The organism is Hoeflea prorocentri (assembly GCF_027944115.1).
Classification (GTDB): domain Bacteria; phylum Pseudomonadota; class Alphaproteobacteria; order Rhizobiales; family Rhizobiaceae; genus Hoeflea_A; species Hoeflea_A prorocentri.
Window position 1 is genome coordinate 2,084,279 of sequence record NZ_JAPJZI010000001.1, and the last position, 17,957, is coordinate 2,102,235.

A 17,957-nucleotide genomic window follows, 5' to 3' on the forward strand; every position below is an offset into this window, starting at 1 on the left:
CCTGTAAGTGATTGTAGCGCCGGGAATTCACCGACGTCTTGGATCCATCATTGTCAAATCCAACCGGGGACCGTCAAGAGCCCGTGAAGGCAACAAGCCTGCTTTCGGTGGCAAAGGTTCTGAAAGAAAATCCAACCGGATTTCATTGACATTCTCTATCATGGATATATTTTATCCATGAATAGGAGACGATCATGAAGCTGAGCGATGGAGTCGAATGGGCCATACATTGTGCCATGTTGCTCGGCAACATTCCCGAAAATGCGACACTTTCCGGAAAGGCTCTGGCGGAGTTTCACGGCATACCGGAGAGTTATCTGCTCAAACATCTGAAACAGCTTGTCGCCAGGGGTGTTCTTGAATCGGTCTCAGGCCCGCGCGGCGGTTATCGCCTCGCCCGTGCACCCGACGAGATCACGCTTCTTGATATCGTCCAGGCCGTCGACGGCAACCGCCCGGCCTTTCGCTGCACGGAGATTCGGCGGCGCGGCCCGTGCCGCCTCGACGACAGCGCTTATCCGCTTTGCTGCGGGGTGAACCGGGCGATGATGCGCGCCGAACAGGCGTGGCGAAATGCACTCAAGGAGCAAACGCTGGACGACATATCACAAGATTTCTTTGCAACGGCGGACCCGCGCCTCCTGCCGCTTGGAGAAAACTGGCTTGCGGAAAACACAAGGATGCCGAAATCATGATTATCTTCGTTACCGGCGCAACCGGTGTCCTCGGTCGCCCCACCGTTCAACGCCTTGTCCAGAATGGACATCAGGTGCGTGCGCTCAGCCGCTCAGAAGCAAACCGGCATATTATTATGGAGGACGGCGCGATCCCAATGGCGGCGGATCTGTTTGACCCGCTCTCCGTGACGTCGGCACTTCATGACTGCGAGGCGGTCTTGCATCTTGCAACGCGCATTCCGCCGGTATCCAGCATGAAAAACCCAGGCGCCTGGGACGAAAATGACAGGATCAGGCGTGAAGGCACCCATTGCCTGATACGGGCGGCAGAACGCACTTCCTCTGTTCGAACCTTTGTCTATCCGAGCGTATCCATCTTCTACGGCGACGCCGGTCCGCAATGGGTTTCGGCCGAGGATGCAGCCATCGAACCGCTTGAAATTCACAGATCAACCATCGACGCGGAAAACGCTGTTCTGGGTTTCAGCAAAACCGGGCCACACAACAAGGGGGTTGTTCTGCGCTTCGGCAACTTCTACGGACCGACGTCGCCGGACAGCGCGCAGACCATCGCCATGGCCCGAAAGGGATTTGCGATATCCGTTGCGCCCTCGCCGGCCTACAAGTCGATGATCTGGATTGACGACGCGGCATCGGCCATTGTCGAAGCGGCGGAGAGCGCGCCGACCGGTCTCTATGATGTCGTTGAGGACGATCCGGCGACACAGTTTGAAGCGATTGCCGCGATCGCGACCGCCGTCAGGCGCCGCCGTCTTCTTAAACTACCACGCGTCTTGCTACGCATCGCCATCCCCAAAAATCTGCGCGATTTGCTGACCCGAAGCCAGCGCATTTCCAACACGCGGTTTCGCGACGTGACAGGCTGGAGGCCCCAGGTGCCGTCACAAAGAATCGGGTGGCAGATGATGGCTCAAAAGGACAAATCGACGGACGAGACCCCGTCCCTGCACGGCACGAGCAAACACCCGGCTTGATTCAATTCATATTAGTTGTAACATACAACTAATATGAAAGACGGCGCGCGGCAGAGTAGGTCAACCATCGAGCAGATCAGATCGGCTTCGCGAAGGCTGGTGCGAGAACTCGGCTTTATGAACCGTAATCTCGCCGGGAGCGACCTGTCGCCATCGGGCGTTCATGCACTTTTGCTGCTCCAGTCTCATAAAGGTCTGACTGCAGGACAGCTATCCGATCAATTATTGTTGGAGAAATCGACGGTAAGCCGGCTGGTTCGCTCGCTTGTCCAGCGGGGCGAGATAACGGAGTTACCCTCGCAGGAAGACCGCCGGATCAAGCATCTGGATTTGACCGGGAGGGGAAGACTAACCCTTGCCCGTATCAACCAGTTTGCTGAAGAGCGCGTCCAATCGGCGATCAAGGTACTCGATACACATTCGCGGCAAAGCATTGTTAATGGCCTCGAAGCCTATGCACAGGCATTAGAGGCCAGTCGGTCAGGTGCCGCGGGCACGGCGGCTTCAAGCTCTTTGCGGATCGTCGCCGGATATCAGCCAGGTCTGATCGGGCAAATCGTCACCCTGCACGCCGTTACCTACAATAAGCTTGAAGGCTTCGGGCTCCAGTTCGAAGCCACGGTATCGGATGGGCTCGCAAAATTCGCGCCGCGCCTCGGCAACGATAAAAACCAGGTATGGTCCGCCTGGCATGGTGAACAATTTGTCGGCTCCATTGCGATTGACGGTGAGAATCTCGGCGAAGGCATCGCCCATCTGAGATGGTTCATTGTGGCGGAAGACGCGCGTGGCACCGGCCTCGGGCGCCGGCTTTTGGAAGCCGCTGTCACGCATTGCAGAATGCAAGAATTCGCCGAAATCAAACTTTGGACCTTCAAGGGCCTCGATGCGGCACGCAGGCTTTATGAGCGCAACGGCTTCATTTTGACCGAAGAATACAACGGCGATCAGTGGGGCCACAGCCTGACGGAACAGATTTTTGTCAAATCAATGGACAGAAGGCAAAGCCCATGAGAAAGCTCTCTTTATTGAATGCTGCCAAGCTCATGTGAACCCGTTCACAGATTGAGGCAGTCTGAAAGATACTTTTTATCCGCAGTGCTATCACCACCCGCGTTCATGGACTAATACTTGGGGCAGAGGGTTGGGGGGCTTTTTGCACACGCAATCATGATTGCATCGCGCTTGATTTTATTTCTGTTTGCTATCTTTGCAGCTTGCGGCTACGCGGCGGCAGATACGGCAAAGCTCTACGACGGTCCTTTGCCGGTGAAAGTGAAGGACCGCACCGTTTCGGTTCCGGTTGTTCTCACAGGTGAGGCAGCGGGCGAGGAAGCGGAAACGATTATCCTGCACGCAACCGCCCGCACGCAGGATTTGTCGCCAATCCTGAAAGAACAGCTCCAGATAATGGCTGACGAGAATATCAGTGCCTGTGAGCTGCGGCTGTCCGTACCCGATGCAAATGTATCAGCCGATGGCACCCTGCTCATACTGGCCGCAACCATTGATGCCGAGGTCTGGGTCTGCACCAATTTTCTCAAAACGAAACTGGGCGGCGAATCGGCCAGGATCACGGCCGGGGTGGTGCCGACCGTCAAGGATGGGCGCATCTTCCTTGAAGCCGGCGAGCTGCAAATCGAGGGAATCGGCGACCTGATAACATCGATCGGCGGCGACCGTGTCCTTCAAAAACTCTATTTCGAGGCAGTCGATCGCTTCAACCGTGACCAGAGTTTGACCTCTTTGCCCTCATCCCTCTCGGATGCCGGTTTTGTCTATTCGGAAGCGAGGGTCGACACCGCCTCCCCGACAGAACCGAAATTGAACGTTTCCGTTTCCGGGCCGAACGATCTGGCCTTCCTCGCGCAGGTCATTGCGGGTCTCAGGTAAGGCAACACACAACACATCGGAACACAATACTGTGCGCGCGGCACCGAGCAGCACCGGCTGAATTGACACAGGCCATCCAATAGTGTCGCCTATAGCCTGAGTTTTTGTTGGAGTATTGTTTCCAGGTTGGATGTCATTGTCTAAAACCCGGACCGGCAGGGAGCAAACCGTGAAAAAAAAGAGCGGATTGATGATGTTGGCGGCTGCGTTCTTACTGGGCATTGGCCCGGTGGCAGCACAATCAGACGGAACCGACACCGGCGAGGAACAGGTTATACGCAAGAGCGGAATTGCGGAGCGCACGGATTCGCCGGAATGGTACGCCGCCATGCAGGAGCGCCTTTACCTGCCTCAGGAAGGCCTTCAATCGGATACACGCCGCGCCGAGCGTATCGCCTTCTGGTATGAAGGAAGGGACTATGCACCGCTCTGGATCAGCAACGGGAAAGCCACCAACGATGCCAAGGAAGTCGTTTTTGCGCTTCTGAATGCCCATAAGGACGGCCTTATTCCGTCTGAATACCGGGCCGACCAGCTCTTCCCGAAACTGCAGGCGGACGGAGAGGCAGGCCTTGCTGATTTCGAGGTTTCGCTTTCCTATGCGGTCACTCTTTACGGCCAGCACCTGCGCAGCGGCCGGGTCAACCCAAACGAAGTCAATCGCGAACTGGTTATTTATCCGGACACGGTCGCCGCCGATGTGCTTTTGGAAAAGCTTGCCGATGCCGACAACGTGGTGGACGCCCTGCATGATTTCGCTCCGGGCACCCCGCGCTACGACCGGATGAAAGACCTGTTGCAGCATCTCTTCGTGGTGCAGGCCAAGGGCGGCTGGACCAGTGTTCCTGAAGGCAAGACGCTTCTGCCCGGCATGACGGATCCGCGAGTGCCGGCCGTGCGCCAACGGCTTGTAGAATCAAAGGACCTTGAAAAGGACGCACATGCCGGGGAAGCCTACGATGGGGCATTGGTCGAGGCGCTGAAACAGTTTCAGTTCCGGATGGGTCTTGAAACCGATGGCGTCATCGGTCCGGCTACACTTGCGCAATTGAACACCAGTGTTGATGACCGTATCCGCCAGGTGGAGCTGAACCTGGAGCGCCGACGCTGGATGCAGGCGGATTTCGGAGACCCGTATGTTTTCGTCAACCTTGCCGATCAGGTCGTCAAGTTCGTCAGCGAGGACAAGACGGTCCACGCATCGGTTACCCAGGTGGGCAAGCCCTTGTACCGCACACCGGTCTTCTCCGATGAAATGGAGTATCTGGAGTTCAACCCCTATTGGAACGTGCCCTACTCCATCGCCACAAGTGAATATCTGCCGAAGCTCAAATCCAACCCCTATGCCCTGCAGTCGCAAAATATCCGCGTCCTGCGTGACGGCAAGCCGGTGGACCCCGGCAGCGTTACCTGGGGCGACTACTCAAGCGACAGCTTCCCCTTCCGGCTGCGACAGGAACCGGGACCGGACAACGCCCTTGGCCGGGTGAAATTCATGTTCCCCAACCAGTTCAACATCTACATTCACGATACGCCCTCAAAATCGAACTTCGACAGAGCATCACGGTATTTCAGCCATGGCAGCATCCGAGTCGAAAACCCGATGTCGCTGGCGGAGGTGATCCTTGGCGCGCAGGATGTGTCGCGCATGCAGGTCGATTCAATCGTCAATTCCGGCAAGCGGCGGGTGGTCAAGCTGGAGGAGCCGGTTGCGGTGCACGTGGTATATCTGACGGCATGGGTCAACAAGGACGGTTCGGTGCACTATCGCCGGGATGTTTACGGGCGGGATGAAATCCTCTCAGCGGCACTCGCCGTCGACACGTTGTCACGATAACGCTGCTTGAGCGTTCAATCGGCCGACCGCCTCGTACACACACAGTTGCCACGCGCAATTCGGTCATATTGTCATCTATGGTCCGCGATGAGAAACCGTGGAGATCAACAACATGATGCGAAGAAGCTTCCTTGTATTTGTTACGGGGATTTGTCTGTGTTCGGGCCAGGCCCATCCCGAAGGCTCCGGCTTTGAGCGTACGGTCGTTGAGCATAAAGGCCTTGAGGACGTGTTCCGGCAATACGGGGTGGACGGCGCGTTTATCCTGCTGGATGTAGAAAACGACAGGCTGCACGCAGTCAATCGCGACCGAGTAGCAGACCGCCGGTTTCCTGCATCAACTTTCAAAATAGCCAACAGTCTGATCGCGCTGGAAACCGGAGCGGTTTCCAATGAGGATGAAGTGATTCCCTACGGCGGCAAGCCGCAGCCGATCAAGGTCTGGGAACGGGACATGACGCTGGGCGAGGCGATGAAGGTTTCCAATGTTGCCGTGTTTCAGGAAGTTGCGCGCCGGGTCGGATTGGATGGCTACCAGGAGTGGCTTTCAACGCTCGGCTATGGAAATGAACAGGTTGGATCGGACGTCGAACGCTTCTGGTTGCGGGGACCTCTTGCGATCAGCCCGGTTGAACAGGCCGAGTTTGCAGCCCGGCTGGCGTCCGGCACGTTGCCGGCTTCCAAAAGCAGCCAGTCGACTGTCCGCGATCTCCTGCTGGTTGGCAGAAACGGGCAAGACCGGCTCTACGCGAAAACCGGTTGGAGCATTTCCGCAAAGCCTCAAATCGGCTGGTGGGTGGGTTGGGTCGAAAAGGGAGATGGCAGCATCTATGCCTTTGCCTTGACGATCGACATTGTATCCCGGCGAGATGTCGACCAGCGCAAACCACTTGGAAAGGCGCTCCTCAAGGCCCTGCGGGTTTATCCCTGACAGGTGTGGCCGGTTCTCCGGTTGACTGTGCAAGTGGCAACGCGTTAAGCCCCGTGCCAGGACCCCCGTTCCATTTGTATTTCCGGCTGCGCTGGACAGGAGACACGCCGCCATGCGCTTGCAATTCAACGCCGACCGGCAGTCGATCCTTGTCCTGCTGCTTGTCTTTGTCGGGAGCGTGTGCACCTCCTCACTCGTGCCGGCGATGGGCCTGTACATCGTCGAAGGTCTTTCGCAGGAGCCATGGAAGGTCAGCATTTATTCCGCCATCGTCATCGGCCTGACCATGGTGAACAACCGGTTTTTCGGGGAACAGATAGACCGCGGAACAAATGTCGGGCGGATGCTTGATGTCTCGATCGTCAGTTTTCTTGTCGCGACGCTCGCCCTTGCTTCCTATCAGTCCTATCTGCTTTTGGTCACCATCGGCGCGCTGTTTTTAAGCCTGTCCAATGCCGCGTTCTCGACGGCGTTCACCTTTGGTCGGCTTCACGCCGAAAAAGCCGGGCTCGATGTCATCAAGTTCAACTCATGGCTTCGCATCAGCACATCGCTTGCCTGGATGATCGGGCCGGCCATTGCCTTCACGATCATCGGTCTGTGGGGTTTTCAAACGATGTTCCTTGTTTCTGCGCTCTTCGGCTGCGTCTGGTTCGTGATTCGGCAACTATCCGTTCCACGTGGTTTCCTGTCGCCGCAGCGCCGCTCTGAGGTCAAAAGCGGCGGACTTGGATCAAACGGCCTGCTCCTGATTGCCGCGATCTCGTGCCTGTTTTTCTCAATAACGAATTCGCTCTACCTCATGGTCATGCCGCTCTATTTCGTTCAGGAGGTCGGCCTGCCCTATTACGCGCCCGGTCTGTCATTATCCGCCAAGTGTTTTGTGGAGGTGCCGGCTATCTTTCTGGCAGCGGTCCTAGCGAGGCGCTTTGGCGAGCGTAATGTTCTGTATCTTTCGGCAGCCGTTGGCATCGTGACATTTTTTGCAATCGTCCGGGTCGAAACCGTTTTTCAGATGCTCGTTATCTCGGCCTTGGAAGGTTTTTATTACGGGCTGTTTGCAGGCGTCGGAATAACATTCGTACAAAGCTTTGCCGGCGGCCGAATGGGCAGAGCGACGTCCATGTATGTCAACAGCCTGTTCCTCGGCGGTGCTGTCGGCGGCATCTCCATGGGCTTTATTGCCAGCGGATTCGATTACCGTGCAGTGGTGTGGGTCAGTGCCGGGTGCGCGTTTTTCGCCCTTGTCATGCTTTTTGCCACGCGCGGTGCAGACAACAAACGGCAAAACCCGGCCACAGGCATCTCCTGAACAAAGCCCGGCAACTAACCTGTCAGCCAGCGCATCACACTCTCCAGCGGCCCCCTCTTGAACCGTCTGCTCCAGAGATACGCAAAGACGGTGGCGGCAACACAGTACAGAATTGCCGCCGTCAGAGCCGCCGATGGCGTTTGCCCGCCGACGAGGCCCGCCGCTTCCAGAACACCCATTCCAATAAGGATATGCGCGATGTAGAGCGTCAGGGTCTGACGGCCTGCGGGCACTACGATAGCGTTCAAACGCCACGACGCCAGGCGCTTTTCAACCAGCAGACACAGCCCGATCACCATCGACGCGAAACCACAGCCCGCAATCACAAAGAGCGGCATGGGCGGGATCGGCTCCGCTCCGACAAAATAGGCAAGTTCGGGATCAATCGTTCCGAGGACCGGCTTAAGCAGCAGGGCAAGCGCTGTTGAGAGGCTGAAAGACACGCCTCCCACAATCGCCAAGCCGACCTGGAAGCGCGTGTGTGCAAGGGCCGCTCGACCCAGCAGCATCCCAAACAGGAAGAATGCAAGCCATGGAACGATCGGATGCCATCCGTTGAAAACCAGGTTCCGGACAAATCCGTCCGGCGTCCAAAGGCCGAAATAATCGCCGGTTGTCCAATCCCATCCCGCGTCATAATCGAGAACCATCACGAGAACGGGAAAGAGCAGCATCAATGCGCAACACCAGCTTATCAGCGCAATCAGATTCACCCGCAGAAACGCCAGACCGAGGAGGAAATAGAAAGCGTAGTAGTGGATTATATCGGCCGGGAAGATCAGCATATTCGCCATGCCGAGGGCAGCCAGGAAAAAGACGCGTTTCAGCGTAACGCGGCGGATATTCTCCACACTGCCGCGTTTCGCCGACAGTGAGAAACCAATGCCCGCAAGGACAACGAATGTCACCGCGGCGCGCCCCTGAAGTAAAATTGCAAAATGCGCCGCGCTCTCGTCAATGCCCACCATCACCACGTCGAAATTGACAATGACCATGCCGACAAGTGCAAGGAAACGGGCCAGATCCAGCCCTTCCAGCCGGCGTCCGGAGGATTGATTGACAGCCATCAAAGACACACCCCCTTAAGGCCCGCAGTCAATGTGGACCAGGCCAGCCGGGCGGCCTGTTTCGGTGTTGCATGTCCGTCGCGCACCTGGATCCAGGCGGCATAAACAAGGTGGTCGAATACCTTGGCCGCCCATTCCACCGGGCAACGCTCAGGAAAGAGCCCCTCTTTTTGAACCTCCGTCAACAGTTGTAGGAACTCATGCTCCTGTTTTTCCCGGTAAGGTTCGTCCGCTCCGTCTGCGGTGCGCTCTTGCGCCAGAAACCACTGCCTGTCGCCGAGCGCCACCAGCGCCGTCATGATTGCCTCCAGTGCTTCGGTATGGCTGCGGGCACCGGCTGCCGCTTTACGAGCGGCGTCTTCGATTTCCCGCACTGCCTGATAAAGGAGTGCACGTATCAGATCGTCACGCCCGGCGAACTGCCGATGCAGCGTCGCCCGTCCGACGCCGGCGGCATCTGCGACCTGTGCAAGTGACGCCGAAGGATCACGTCCAAAAACTTCAAATGCTGCTTCGATAATGGCTTGTCTGGCGCTGAGTCTCTTTTTCATGATGAGACACATATGTCTTATTTGATACATATTCAACCAGAGCCGCGGATTGCTACTGCTTCCTGGTCGAAGGCACCAAAGATTGCCTCGTGGCTCATGATGGGTTCGCGGTAAATGGGATTGTGAATTATACCGTATTGACATAATTTTTCGAAAATCGGCCTGCAGCCAACGACACCTCTCGCGGCCAGAGCGCAAACGGCCGCCCATCCCAGGATTATCTGCCATGTTTCATGTCGAATTTCATTTCGAGGAATTGCCGCTCGTCATCGGGCGGACAGAGTTCTCGGTCTGCTCCGGAGTCGCCCATCTCCAAGGTGAAAACGGAACGCATGACTATGGCTTCCGCGTCAGTCACATCGAACTGGAGGGCAACCTCCTTGGCGACTATCGCGACAAGCGCCGGGTACCGATCTGCCAACGGTCCGACGACCCGTTCTGCGTCCTGCTCTTCCAGCGGCTGGCTGCAAGGATCGAAGCGCACAAAGAGGCGTCAGATTGTTTCTACGACGCGCTTCGGGAGGCCATGTGGGAGCAAACGTCAGACAGGCGCCTTGCAGCAAATTGACAAAGTGGCGCCGCAAATGGGTTGAATACTCCGGCTGCCTTCCGTTCGATGTCCGTCAAGTTCATTCTTGCGGGCACCAGCGGCAGGGAGCCAGACAGCGGGAGAGGAACCCATGCTAAAGACAATTCTACCAGTAGCGGCCGCAGCCCTGACCTTTTCGGCGCTTGCCGCGTTTGCGCAGACACCCACACCGGCACAACAACAGGCCATCAAATCAAACTGCGTTGCTGACTACAGAGCGAACTGCGCAGGCGTGCCGACCGGCGGCATGGATGCGCTTATCTGTCTGGAGCAACACGAAGACAAGCTCTCGTCGGCCTGCAAATCGGCTGTTGAAGCCGTCGATCACAACAGCGCCTCGACACCGACTACAGCGCCGAAAGCAACGTCAGAAGCGACAACAACAACGGCGGCAAAGCCGAAAAGCGAGGCAGAAAGTGCCACGGCCTCAGGTGGCGCAAAGACTGAGACAAGCGCACCTGCCGCTTCAGCGGCCGGTGCAGCGCCGGCCTCCGGCAAGCCGGCCATGTCACTACGACAGGAAATGCGGCTTGCAGCCCGTGCCTGTGCACGCGACTACCGTGTCCTGTGTCCAAACCTGCCGGCTGGCCAGGGCAATGTGTTGTTCTGCCTGAAGGTGCATGAGGAGCATCTTTCCCCGCAGTGCCACAAGGCCATACTGGACGCGGGCGAAGTGTTTTAGGATTCGGGTTGCCAAACAGGCAGACACCGGCCCGTCTTGAACCATTGTATCATCGCATCCTGATTGCGCGGCGTAACGGCCTTGATTTCGTCGTCGATCATCGGCGGCCCAATTGCTATGGTTCATCCCGTGAATCAATCGGGCACTTGTGACCCGGCAGGAGGAGAGCCGTCATGTGGCAGGGAATTATTCCAGCGGTCACCACGAAATTCACCGAGGACGGGGATCTCGACCACGCCGAGATGGAGCGGTGTTTTGCCTATCAGATGGAATCGGGCTGTCACGGTCTGGTCGCCTGCGGGACGCTTGGCGAAGGCAATATGCTCACCCATGAAGAGCGCCTTTCCGTGCTGCGGCTCTGCAAACAGGCGACCGGCAACCGACCCGCACTCCTGACCATATCCGAGGCCGGCACGCGTGAAGCGTGCGAACTTGCCGGACAGGCTGCATCTGCCGGCGCCGACGGTGTGATGATCGTTCCCTCGCCGATCTACCATACCAACCGGCAGGAGACGATTGCCAATCTGAGGGCGATCGCCCAGGCTGCAGATCTTCCTGTCATGATCTATTCGAACAGGGTCGGGTATCGTGTCGACGTCACGCCCGACATGATGGAGGAGTTGGCGGACGACCAACGTTTTGTGGCGATAAAGGAAAGCTCCGACGATATTCGCCGCGCAACGGAGATATTCAATCGTCTGGGCGATCGCTATGCGGTCTTTACAGGAGTGGACAATCTGGCCTTTGAGGCTTTGACTGCCGGTGCCGTCGGCTGGATTGCCGGCCTTGTGGTCGCGTTTCCCAAGGAGACGGTTGCCATCTATGAACTCATTCGCCAGCAGCGTTACAAGGAGGCCTTGGACATCTATCGATGGTTCCGGCCGCTTCTCGATCTGGACGTATCAACCTTTCTCGTTCAGCAGATAAAACTCGCTGAAGTTATCGAAATCGGCTCGAATGACCGGGTGCGGCTGCCACGTATGCCATTGACAGGCGAGCACCGCAAAAAAGTAGAGGAGATTGTTGAAGCTGCGATTGCGTCACGGCCGCCTTTGCCGCATTTTTGACGCGGCTAAAGGGAATATTGTGCCGAACCCCGCGTTATTGTGCGGTGGCTGAATTGTTTTGGGCGAATTATGGTAATTGCAGCTGAGGGTCAGCCGGACATTGTTGTCGTCGGCGCAGGCATCTTGGGCCTTTCAACAGCTTTTCAACTCCAACAACGGGGCTATTCCGTCCTCGTCATGGATCGCAAGGGACCGGTTGCCGAGGCGTCCCGCGGTAATGCCGGTGCGTTCGCGTTTTCCGAGATTATCCCACTTGCAACACCCGGCATCATGCGTCAGGCGCCGCGCTGGCTGCTTGATCCCCTTGGGCCACTGTCGATCCCTCCCAAATATGCTTTGCAACTTGCGCCATGGATGATCCGGTTTTGGCTGGCATGCCGGCCCCAGCGTGTCGAACATGGTATCCAGGCTCAGACCGAACTCATGGAGCATTCCAAACACGCATTGCTGCCCTTCCTGAAAAAGACCGGTACAGGCGGCATGCTCAGACGCGACGGCAATTTGCAACTTTATGAAAGCAGGGCTGAATTCGAGGCGTCCCTGCCCTTTTGGGATGCGCGCGAGCGCTGCAACATCCCTTTCGAACACGTCCATGGATCCTACGCCATATCCGAATACCAGCCAGGCCTCGACAAGCGCTTCGTTGCAGCGACCTATACGCCGGAGTGGTATTCGATAACCGATCCGCTGGAATATGCCCTGACAATCGCCGATATCTTCCGCCACCGCGGCGGACGCATTGAGGTTGCGGAAGCGATTGCAGTTTCCGGAACCGAAAAAGGCGCTGAAGTCACCTGCTCGGACGGTCAGGTTATCAGCGCTGATAAGATTGTCATATGCGCAGGTGCATGGTCTCACAAACTGGCACGAACAATCGGTGACAAAATCCCGCTGGAAACAGAACGCGGGTACAACACCACCCTGCCGGTGGAGAGTTTTGATCTACAGATGCAGCTGACCTTTGGCGGCCATGGTTTTGTGGTTTCAAAGCTGAGTTCGGGGATCAGGGTCGGCGGCGCGGTTGAGCTTGCCGGCCTGGCGTTGCCGCCCAACTTCCGGCGCGCCGAAGCGCTGATGGACAAGGCCAAGGCATTTTTGCCGGACCTCAAGACCGAGGGTGGCAGCCAGTGGATGGGCTTTCGTCCGTCACTACCCGATACGTTGCCCGTCATCGGCAAATCGAAACGAAGCGACAACGTGATCTATGCGTTTGGTCACGGGCATTTGGGCCTTACCCAGTCGGCAGGCACGGCAGAACTCGTTGGCCAATTGATAGACGGCGAGAAGCCGTCCATTGACTTGACGTCATTCCGGTCTGACCGTTTTTGACAGGCCGCATGATAACACGCTCGTTATATCATTGCGCTGGACAAGCTCGCATAACAGCCTAAAAGTCCGGAAGGGAGCGGCAACCCGCCACGAGGACATACTCAATGATCAATGTTCGTACACGCCGAGATTTTCTAAAGCTCGCATCCATCGGTTTTGCAGTCACCGCGGCCGGCCCCGCATGGTCTCAAAAAGCAGAACCGGCGACAGATCTCAAACCCGGCGAATGGCTTTGGTATCCGGAGCGCTCACTTTACGGCCCCGTGACCGTAATCGTCTCATTGAGCGACCAGCTCGCCTTTGTCTACCGCAACGGTATCCGCATCGGCGTGACGACAGTCTCCAGCGGCCGGCCGGGCTTTGAAACACCGACCGGTGTCTTCATGATCTTCAAAAAGGAAAAGCTGCACCTTTCCAAGAAATATGACAACGCGCCCATGCCGGACAGTCAGTTCTTCTTCGGCGGTGCGGCACTTCATGCCGGTGGGTTGCCTGGCTATCCGAGCTCCCATGGCTGTGTACACCTGCCGACCGAATTTGCCGCGCTTCTGTTTGAAGTCACCCATGATGGAACACCGGTCATCGTGACCAATGAACGATCAGGCATAGGCGGCCTGTCCCATGCGGGGCTTGTCATGTCCGAACAGGATCTCAAACAGATAGAGAAGCTCGCCGGTGGCGTCTCCGACAAAAAACTGGCTGCGGACAATGCAGGCAAGAACAGTAATTTCAGCCTGCTGGTCAGCGGCGCGGATGGCGCCGTTTACGGCCTGAAGGATGGCGCGATCCTCTTTACTTCACCCATCGGTATAAAAAACCCGCGCAAGCCGCTTGGCAGCCATGTTTATATCCTTCAGGGATTTGATCCGGATCGAAAGAACTTCGACTGGCTGGCCGTTGGGATGGGGACCGGGCACGAGGATCGTGTGCGCCAGCAGAAGGAACTGGCGGCAACAAACCGACTGACGATCCCACCGGACATTTATGCCACGATCGCACAGAACCTGCATCCCGGTTCGGCCTTCATGTTGACCGACCTGCCCGCGCATCCCGCAACGCGCACGGGAACCGACTTTGTCATCATGCGGGACAGGAAAACGAGTTGACGAACGGCAACAGCCCGCCAGCGCTGGTCATCTTCGATTGCGACGGTGTGCTTGTCGATACGGAGATGGCCATCAACGAGGTCATGTCGGCAAACCTTGCCCGATATGGTCTGCAACTGACACCGGCGGCCTGCCTCGCCCTTTTCAAGGGCGGCCGGATGACCGATGCGATGACGCAATCCAGGAAAATGGGCGCTGCATTGCCCGACAGCTGGATTGACGAGATCTACGAGGAAATGCACGCCAGGCTTGAGGCGGGTGTTGCGGCCGTGGAAGGTATCCACGAGGTGATCGGCCGGTTGGATCAGCGCGGCATCGACCTGTGCGTCGCCTCCAATGGCAGTGAGAAGAAGATGTCGATCTCCCTGGGGCATGCAGGCCTTTGGGATCGCTTTCAGGACGTTTTGTTTTCAGCGCATACCCATGGGGTTGCGAAGCCCGACCCCGGTCTTTTCCAACTTGCCGCCGAAAGGTTCGGCGTCGCTGCCGGTCACTGTGTCGTCGTGGAAGACAGCGTTCCGGGTGTGCGCGCGGCGCGCGCCGCTGCCATGCCCTGTTACGGATATGCCGAGCATGACGACGGCAAGGATCTCAGCGTTGCAGGTGCGGAGGTTTTCAGGAATATGCGGATACTACCCGGTCTGTTGGGGATCTGAGTGCCTGACTTTTGGAAACCGAAGACGTGCCGAACGCCATACCCACAAAAGGAAAGACGCTGGCATAGCCAGCGCCCCCCTGTTCAAACGTGGTAACCAATTCAGTCATTCGCGTTGACCGTTAGGCCTCTCGCAAACTCCGCATCGGCTGCCTCGTTCGCCGTGGCTGAAAGCCTCATCAGATGGGACCTTCTTGCCGCGCAGCCCTCGGACCGAAATCCGCCGACCGCTTGCTGTTTCTGCACATGCATCCGCTTTTTACAGCGCCCCGTGCTGCCTTTCGGTTACCGGTCAGGGCGTCAGAAACGTTCCCTCCTGGTCCGATCACGGGATGTTGGGCGATCCGATCAATCGTTTCCCGATTGGCGATCGGTAATTGTCCGGACCCAACACAACCATGATGGCGGCAATCGCAGATCTTGTCGAGTGCGACTATTCCACAGTGGATAATTCAGGGGAAAACAACCTGAAGGTGTTAACCAGGCCTTTGATCTTTATGGCAATACCCGCCCGAGCCCATAGTTTCGCCGAGCCCCAGGCCGCGTTCGTCTGGCCCATGGCGAAAAATAAATCCTGCCTGGAAAGGCACATATTATCGTCACTGACGGAGACAATCACATGGATATCGACATTCTCTTTTCTGAAATCAGGGAAGAACTAGAGCGTGCACGGGCCAAGTTCCCGGGCGACGGCGTCACAATGCTGGCACTTATGGAAGAAGTTGGCGAACTGGCGAAGGCAAGCTTTGAGGAGCCGCGGGCAAATGTCCGCAAGGAAGCCGTTCAGGTCGCGGTCATGGCGATGAGGGTCGTGCTGGATGGCGATTCCAGCTTGAGCGAATGGCGGCAGCAAAAGGGCCTTGATCCGCTTGTTCAGTGAAGAGATTGACTTCATCCGTCCCGGCGTGTTCACAGGCCCTGGATTCAATTTGCAAGGCGGCTTTCATGGATATCACCTCACGGGTACGCGTTCTGGACAATGAGACCGTCTATGACGGCTGGTCCAGTTTCAATCGCGCAACCTTCGATTATCAGCACCGCAACGGAACCTGGCAGACCCAGACCCGTGACATCTTCGACTGTGGGCATGGCGCTGCCCTGCTGCCCTACGATCTCGAGAGGCGAACCGTTATCCTCGTGCGTCAGTTCCGTTATGCCGCATTTTCCGAGGCTTATACGGATTTGCTGCTGGAAACACCGGCAGGGCTGCTCGACGACGCGTCACCGGAAGAACGCATCGTCATCGAGGTCGAAGAAGAAACCGGCTACCGCGTCAGCGATGTGACCAAAGTATTTGAGTGCTTTGTCAGCCCCGGCGCCGTCACGCAAAAGATCCACTGCTTCGTCGCCCCTTACAGGCCAGGAGACCGAGTGTCCGAAGGCGGAGGCCTCACCTCGGAAGGCGAGGATATCGAAGTTCTCGAGATGGATTTCGACGAGGCTTACGCCATGATTGCGGATGCGCGCATCCAGGACTGCAAGACGATCATGCTGCTGCAATATGCGGCGTTGAACCTATTCAACGCAAAGGGAGCCGCCGGGACCTGAGGAACCTCACCCCGGCACACCTCAGGTCGTCTCGTCGGCAAATCTGTCCGTGGCCAATATCGTCTGGTGCAGGATGCCCGGTTCATTGAAAGCGTGGCCTGCGCCATCAACCAACTGGAAATCCGCTTCCGGCCATGCCCGATGCAGATCCCAGGCTGTCCGCATGGGTGTGATCACATCGTAGCGGCCCTGGATGATCACGCCGGGGATATGCCTGACACGATGGGTATCTCTGAGAATCTGTGCGTCCTTAAAGAAACCCTTGTTGATGAAATAGTGGTTCTCGATGCGCGCGATCGCCAAAGCAAATTCGTCGGTCGCATGCAACTCGCTCAGCTTCTTGTCGGGCATCAGCCGGACGGTCTCGCCTTCCCAAAGGCTCCAGGCCCGCGCCGCCTTCAGGCGCGCATCCTCATCATTGCCGGTCAAAAGCTTATGATAGGCGGCAATCAGATCGCCCCGCTCCTCTTCCGGGATCGGTTCCAAGAAGGATTGCCACTTGTCGGGGAAGAGCCAGGACGCGCCATCCTGATAAAGCCAGAGCAGTTCGGATCTGCGGGCCGTGAATATGCCCCGAAGGATCAGTTCCGACACCCGTTCCGGGTAAGTCTGGGCATAGGCCAGCGCCAGCGTGCTGCCCCAGGACCCGCCCAGGACCAGCCAGCGATCAACGTCGAATTTCATCCGCAGGGATTCGATGTCGTCCACGACGTGCCATGTTGTATTGGAATCAAGGCTCGCATGGGGCGTTGAGCGCCCGCATCCCCTCTGATCAAACAACAGAACGCGGTAGCGGTCGGGGTCGAAAAGACGGCGATGGTCCTCGATACAACCGGCGCCCGGACCGCCGTGGAGGAAAACGGCCGGCTTGCCGGCGGGATTGCCGCACAGTTCCCAGTAAATCTCGTGGCCGTTGCCGACATCGAGCATGCCGGCATTGTAAGGCTCGATAGGCGGATAGGCTTTGCGCAACTGGTTTGTCCCCCCGGTGCTTTCAGCATGTGCCCCTGCGTCGCCCAGTTCAACAGATGTAGACTCAGCAACTTGCATTCGCAACATACTCAAAGCTTCGCCATTGCGCAAAACAGCGACGAACCTGAGGGATCGGAGAAGACTGAAAAATCAGCGCATTAAGTCAAGAAACGCTATTCCGCCGGCAAGAAGCGCACCATAGGAGCAGACAATCGCACCGACTGCGGCGGCTACACAAAGCTGGCCGGAATAGGTCAAAAGCTTTGTCTTGCCATTGCCGTGAACAAACGGTTCTTCGAAATCCAGTTTCCGCTCGAACAATGAAAGGGCATGTGTGTAGTGGCGTAGCCATGACAGACCGGGCACCATGACGCTCAGTAAGACGGCAGCAAAGAACCAGGCCAGAACCGGCGATAACTCGGCAAGAGCCGCACCCGATGTTCCAGAGGCATAAAGAACGACGGCGCAGGCCAGACCCAGTGCGCCCGCAAGGGCCGGTGCTGCAATGGCAGACATCTCAAACAACCCGATCCGCCCTATCTCTTCGCGCAGATCCCTTTTGTGTTCGACATGGGCGGTTTTGCCGCCTTCCAGTATCAGTGCCAGCTCGCTTCCGTTTGCCACCGTTTCACTCCCTACTGCCCCATTCCACAACACAACCCCCGGATCGAGATCGTGGCGATCAAAAGAGGCGGCGGTGTGGTTTCCGACCGCAAGGCGGATCAAACTTGCTTACAGGCTTAAAC

The 17,957-nt window shown here is 57.2% G+C and carries 19 protein-coding genes; 15 read left to right on the forward strand and 4 right to left on the reverse strand.

From position 1 onward, the window contains the following. The first annotated feature begins 194 nt into the window (after positions 1 to 194). The 7 genes from OQ273_RS09835 (at position 195) to OQ273_RS09865 (ending at position 7,645) form a co-directional block, all read left to right on the forward strand. Positions 195 to 695, forward strand: a complete 501-nt coding sequence (locus OQ273_RS09835) for an RrF2 family transcriptional regulator (protein WP_267990283.1) — start codon at positions 195 to 197, stop codon at positions 693 to 695. Next, positions 692 to 1,672 carry an NAD-dependent epimerase/dehydratase family protein gene (locus OQ273_RS09840; RefSeq protein ID WP_267990284.1) on the forward strand — a complete coding sequence of 327 codons (981 nt, stop codon included), beginning with the start codon at positions 692 to 694 and terminating at the stop codon, positions 1,670 to 1,672. Before OQ273_RS09835 ends, OQ273_RS09840 begins: the two co-directional genes overlap by 4 nt. A gap of 117 nt (positions 1,673 to 1,789) precedes the next feature. Beyond that, a complete protein-coding gene (locus OQ273_RS09845; protein WP_267990285.1) occupies positions 1,790 to 2,686 on the forward strand; it encodes a bifunctional helix-turn-helix transcriptional regulator/GNAT family N-acetyltransferase in 897 nt (298 codons plus the stop codon). Between the two features lie 156 nt (positions 2,687 to 2,842). Next, positions 2,843 to 3,565 carry a hypothetical protein gene (locus OQ273_RS09850; RefSeq protein ID WP_267990287.1) on the forward strand — a complete coding sequence of 241 codons (723 nt, stop codon included), beginning with the start codon at positions 2,843 to 2,845 and terminating at the stop codon, positions 3,563 to 3,565. Positions 3,566 to 3,734: 169 nt separating this feature from the next. Further along, a complete protein-coding gene (locus OQ273_RS09855; RefSeq protein ID WP_267990289.1) occupies positions 3,735 to 5,402 on the forward strand; it encodes a L,D-transpeptidase family protein in 1,668 nt (555 codons plus the stop codon). 112 nt (positions 5,403 to 5,514) lie between these two features. After that, complete coding sequence (gene blaOXA, locus OQ273_RS09860; protein WP_267990291.1) at positions 5,515 to 6,333, forward strand: class D beta-lactamase; 819 nt, start codon at positions 5,515 to 5,517, stop codon at positions 6,331 to 6,333. A gap of 112 nt (positions 6,334 to 6,445) precedes the next feature. Further along, a complete protein-coding gene (locus OQ273_RS09865) occupies positions 6,446 to 7,645 on the forward strand; it encodes an MFS transporter (RefSeq protein WP_267990292.1) in 1,200 nt (399 codons plus the stop codon). A gap of 14 nt (positions 7,646 to 7,659) precedes the next feature. On the opposite strand, the gene OQ273_RS09870 is transcribed toward OQ273_RS09865, so the two are convergent. After that, positions 7,660 to 8,712, reverse strand: coding sequence for a DUF418 domain-containing protein (locus tag OQ273_RS09870; protein ID WP_267990293.1), 1,053 nt, complete (start codon positions 8,710 to 8,712; stop codon positions 7,660 to 7,662). Further along, positions 8,712 to 9,263, reverse strand: coding sequence for a TetR/AcrR family transcriptional regulator (locus tag OQ273_RS09875; protein WP_267990294.1), 552 nt, complete (start codon positions 9,261 to 9,263; stop codon positions 8,712 to 8,714). Before OQ273_RS09875 ends, OQ273_RS09870 begins: the two co-directional genes overlap by 1 nt. A 226-nt stretch (positions 9,264 to 9,489) precedes the next feature. Between OQ273_RS09875 and OQ273_RS09880 the strand changes: the two genes are divergently transcribed. The 8 genes from OQ273_RS09880 (at position 9,490) to OQ273_RS09915 (ending at position 16,239) form a co-directional block, all read left to right on the forward strand. Further along, positions 9,490 to 9,831 carry a hypothetical protein gene (locus tag OQ273_RS09880; RefSeq protein ID WP_267990295.1) on the forward strand — a complete coding sequence of 114 codons (342 nt, stop codon included), beginning with the start codon at positions 9,490 to 9,492 and terminating at the stop codon, positions 9,829 to 9,831. A 112-nt stretch (positions 9,832 to 9,943) separates the two neighbouring features. Beyond that, positions 9,944 to 10,534: a hypothetical protein gene (locus tag OQ273_RS09885; protein ID WP_267990296.1), complete on the forward strand. Its 591-nt coding sequence runs from the start codon at positions 9,944 to 9,946 to the stop codon at positions 10,532 to 10,534. A gap of 173 nt (positions 10,535 to 10,707) precedes the next feature. After that, complete coding sequence (locus OQ273_RS09890; protein ID WP_267990297.1) at positions 10,708 to 11,601, forward strand: dihydrodipicolinate synthase family protein; 894 nt, start codon at positions 10,708 to 10,710, stop codon at positions 11,599 to 11,601. 69 nt (positions 11,602 to 11,670) lie between these two features. Then, on the forward strand, positions 11,671 to 12,930 hold the full coding sequence (locus tag OQ273_RS09895) for an NAD(P)/FAD-dependent oxidoreductase (RefSeq protein ID WP_267990298.1): 1,260 nt from the start codon (positions 11,671 to 11,673) through the stop codon (positions 12,928 to 12,930). 104 nt (positions 12,931 to 13,034) lie between these two features. Beyond that, the gene (locus OQ273_RS09900; protein ID WP_267990300.1) at positions 13,035 to 14,036 is read left to right on the forward strand and encodes a L,D-transpeptidase; all 1,002 of its coding nucleotides are present in this window, start codon (positions 13,035 to 13,037) and stop codon (positions 14,034 to 14,036) included. Continuing rightward, complete coding sequence (locus tag OQ273_RS09905; protein WP_267990301.1) at positions 14,033 to 14,692, forward strand: HAD family hydrolase; 660 nt, start codon at positions 14,033 to 14,035, stop codon at positions 14,690 to 14,692. Before OQ273_RS09900 ends, OQ273_RS09905 begins: the two co-directional genes overlap by 4 nt. A gap of 618 nt (positions 14,693 to 15,310) precedes the next feature. Next, entirely contained in the window at positions 15,311 to 15,571 is a 261-nt protein-coding gene (locus OQ273_RS09910) for a nucleoside triphosphate pyrophosphohydrolase family protein (RefSeq protein ID WP_267990302.1), read from the forward strand. Between the two features lie 65 nt (positions 15,572 to 15,636). Then, positions 15,637 to 16,239 carry an NUDIX domain-containing protein gene (locus tag OQ273_RS09915; protein ID WP_267990303.1) on the forward strand — a complete coding sequence of 201 codons (603 nt, stop codon included), beginning with the start codon at positions 15,637 to 15,639 and terminating at the stop codon, positions 16,237 to 16,239. Between the two features lie 21 nt (positions 16,240 to 16,260). Here OQ273_RS09915 and pip read toward each other — a convergent pair whose 3' ends face one another. Together pip and OQ273_RS09925 are read right to left on the reverse strand one after the other, a co-directional pair. Then, a complete protein-coding gene (pip, locus tag OQ273_RS09920; RefSeq protein ID WP_267990305.1) occupies positions 16,261 to 17,211 on the reverse strand; it encodes a prolyl aminopeptidase in 951 nt (316 codons plus the stop codon). Between the two features lie 150 nt (positions 17,212 to 17,361). After that, a complete protein-coding gene (locus OQ273_RS09925; RefSeq protein ID WP_267990306.1) occupies positions 17,362 to 17,835 on the reverse strand; it encodes a hypothetical protein in 474 nt (157 codons plus the stop codon). Between the last annotated feature and the right edge of the window lie 122 nt (positions 17,836 to 17,957).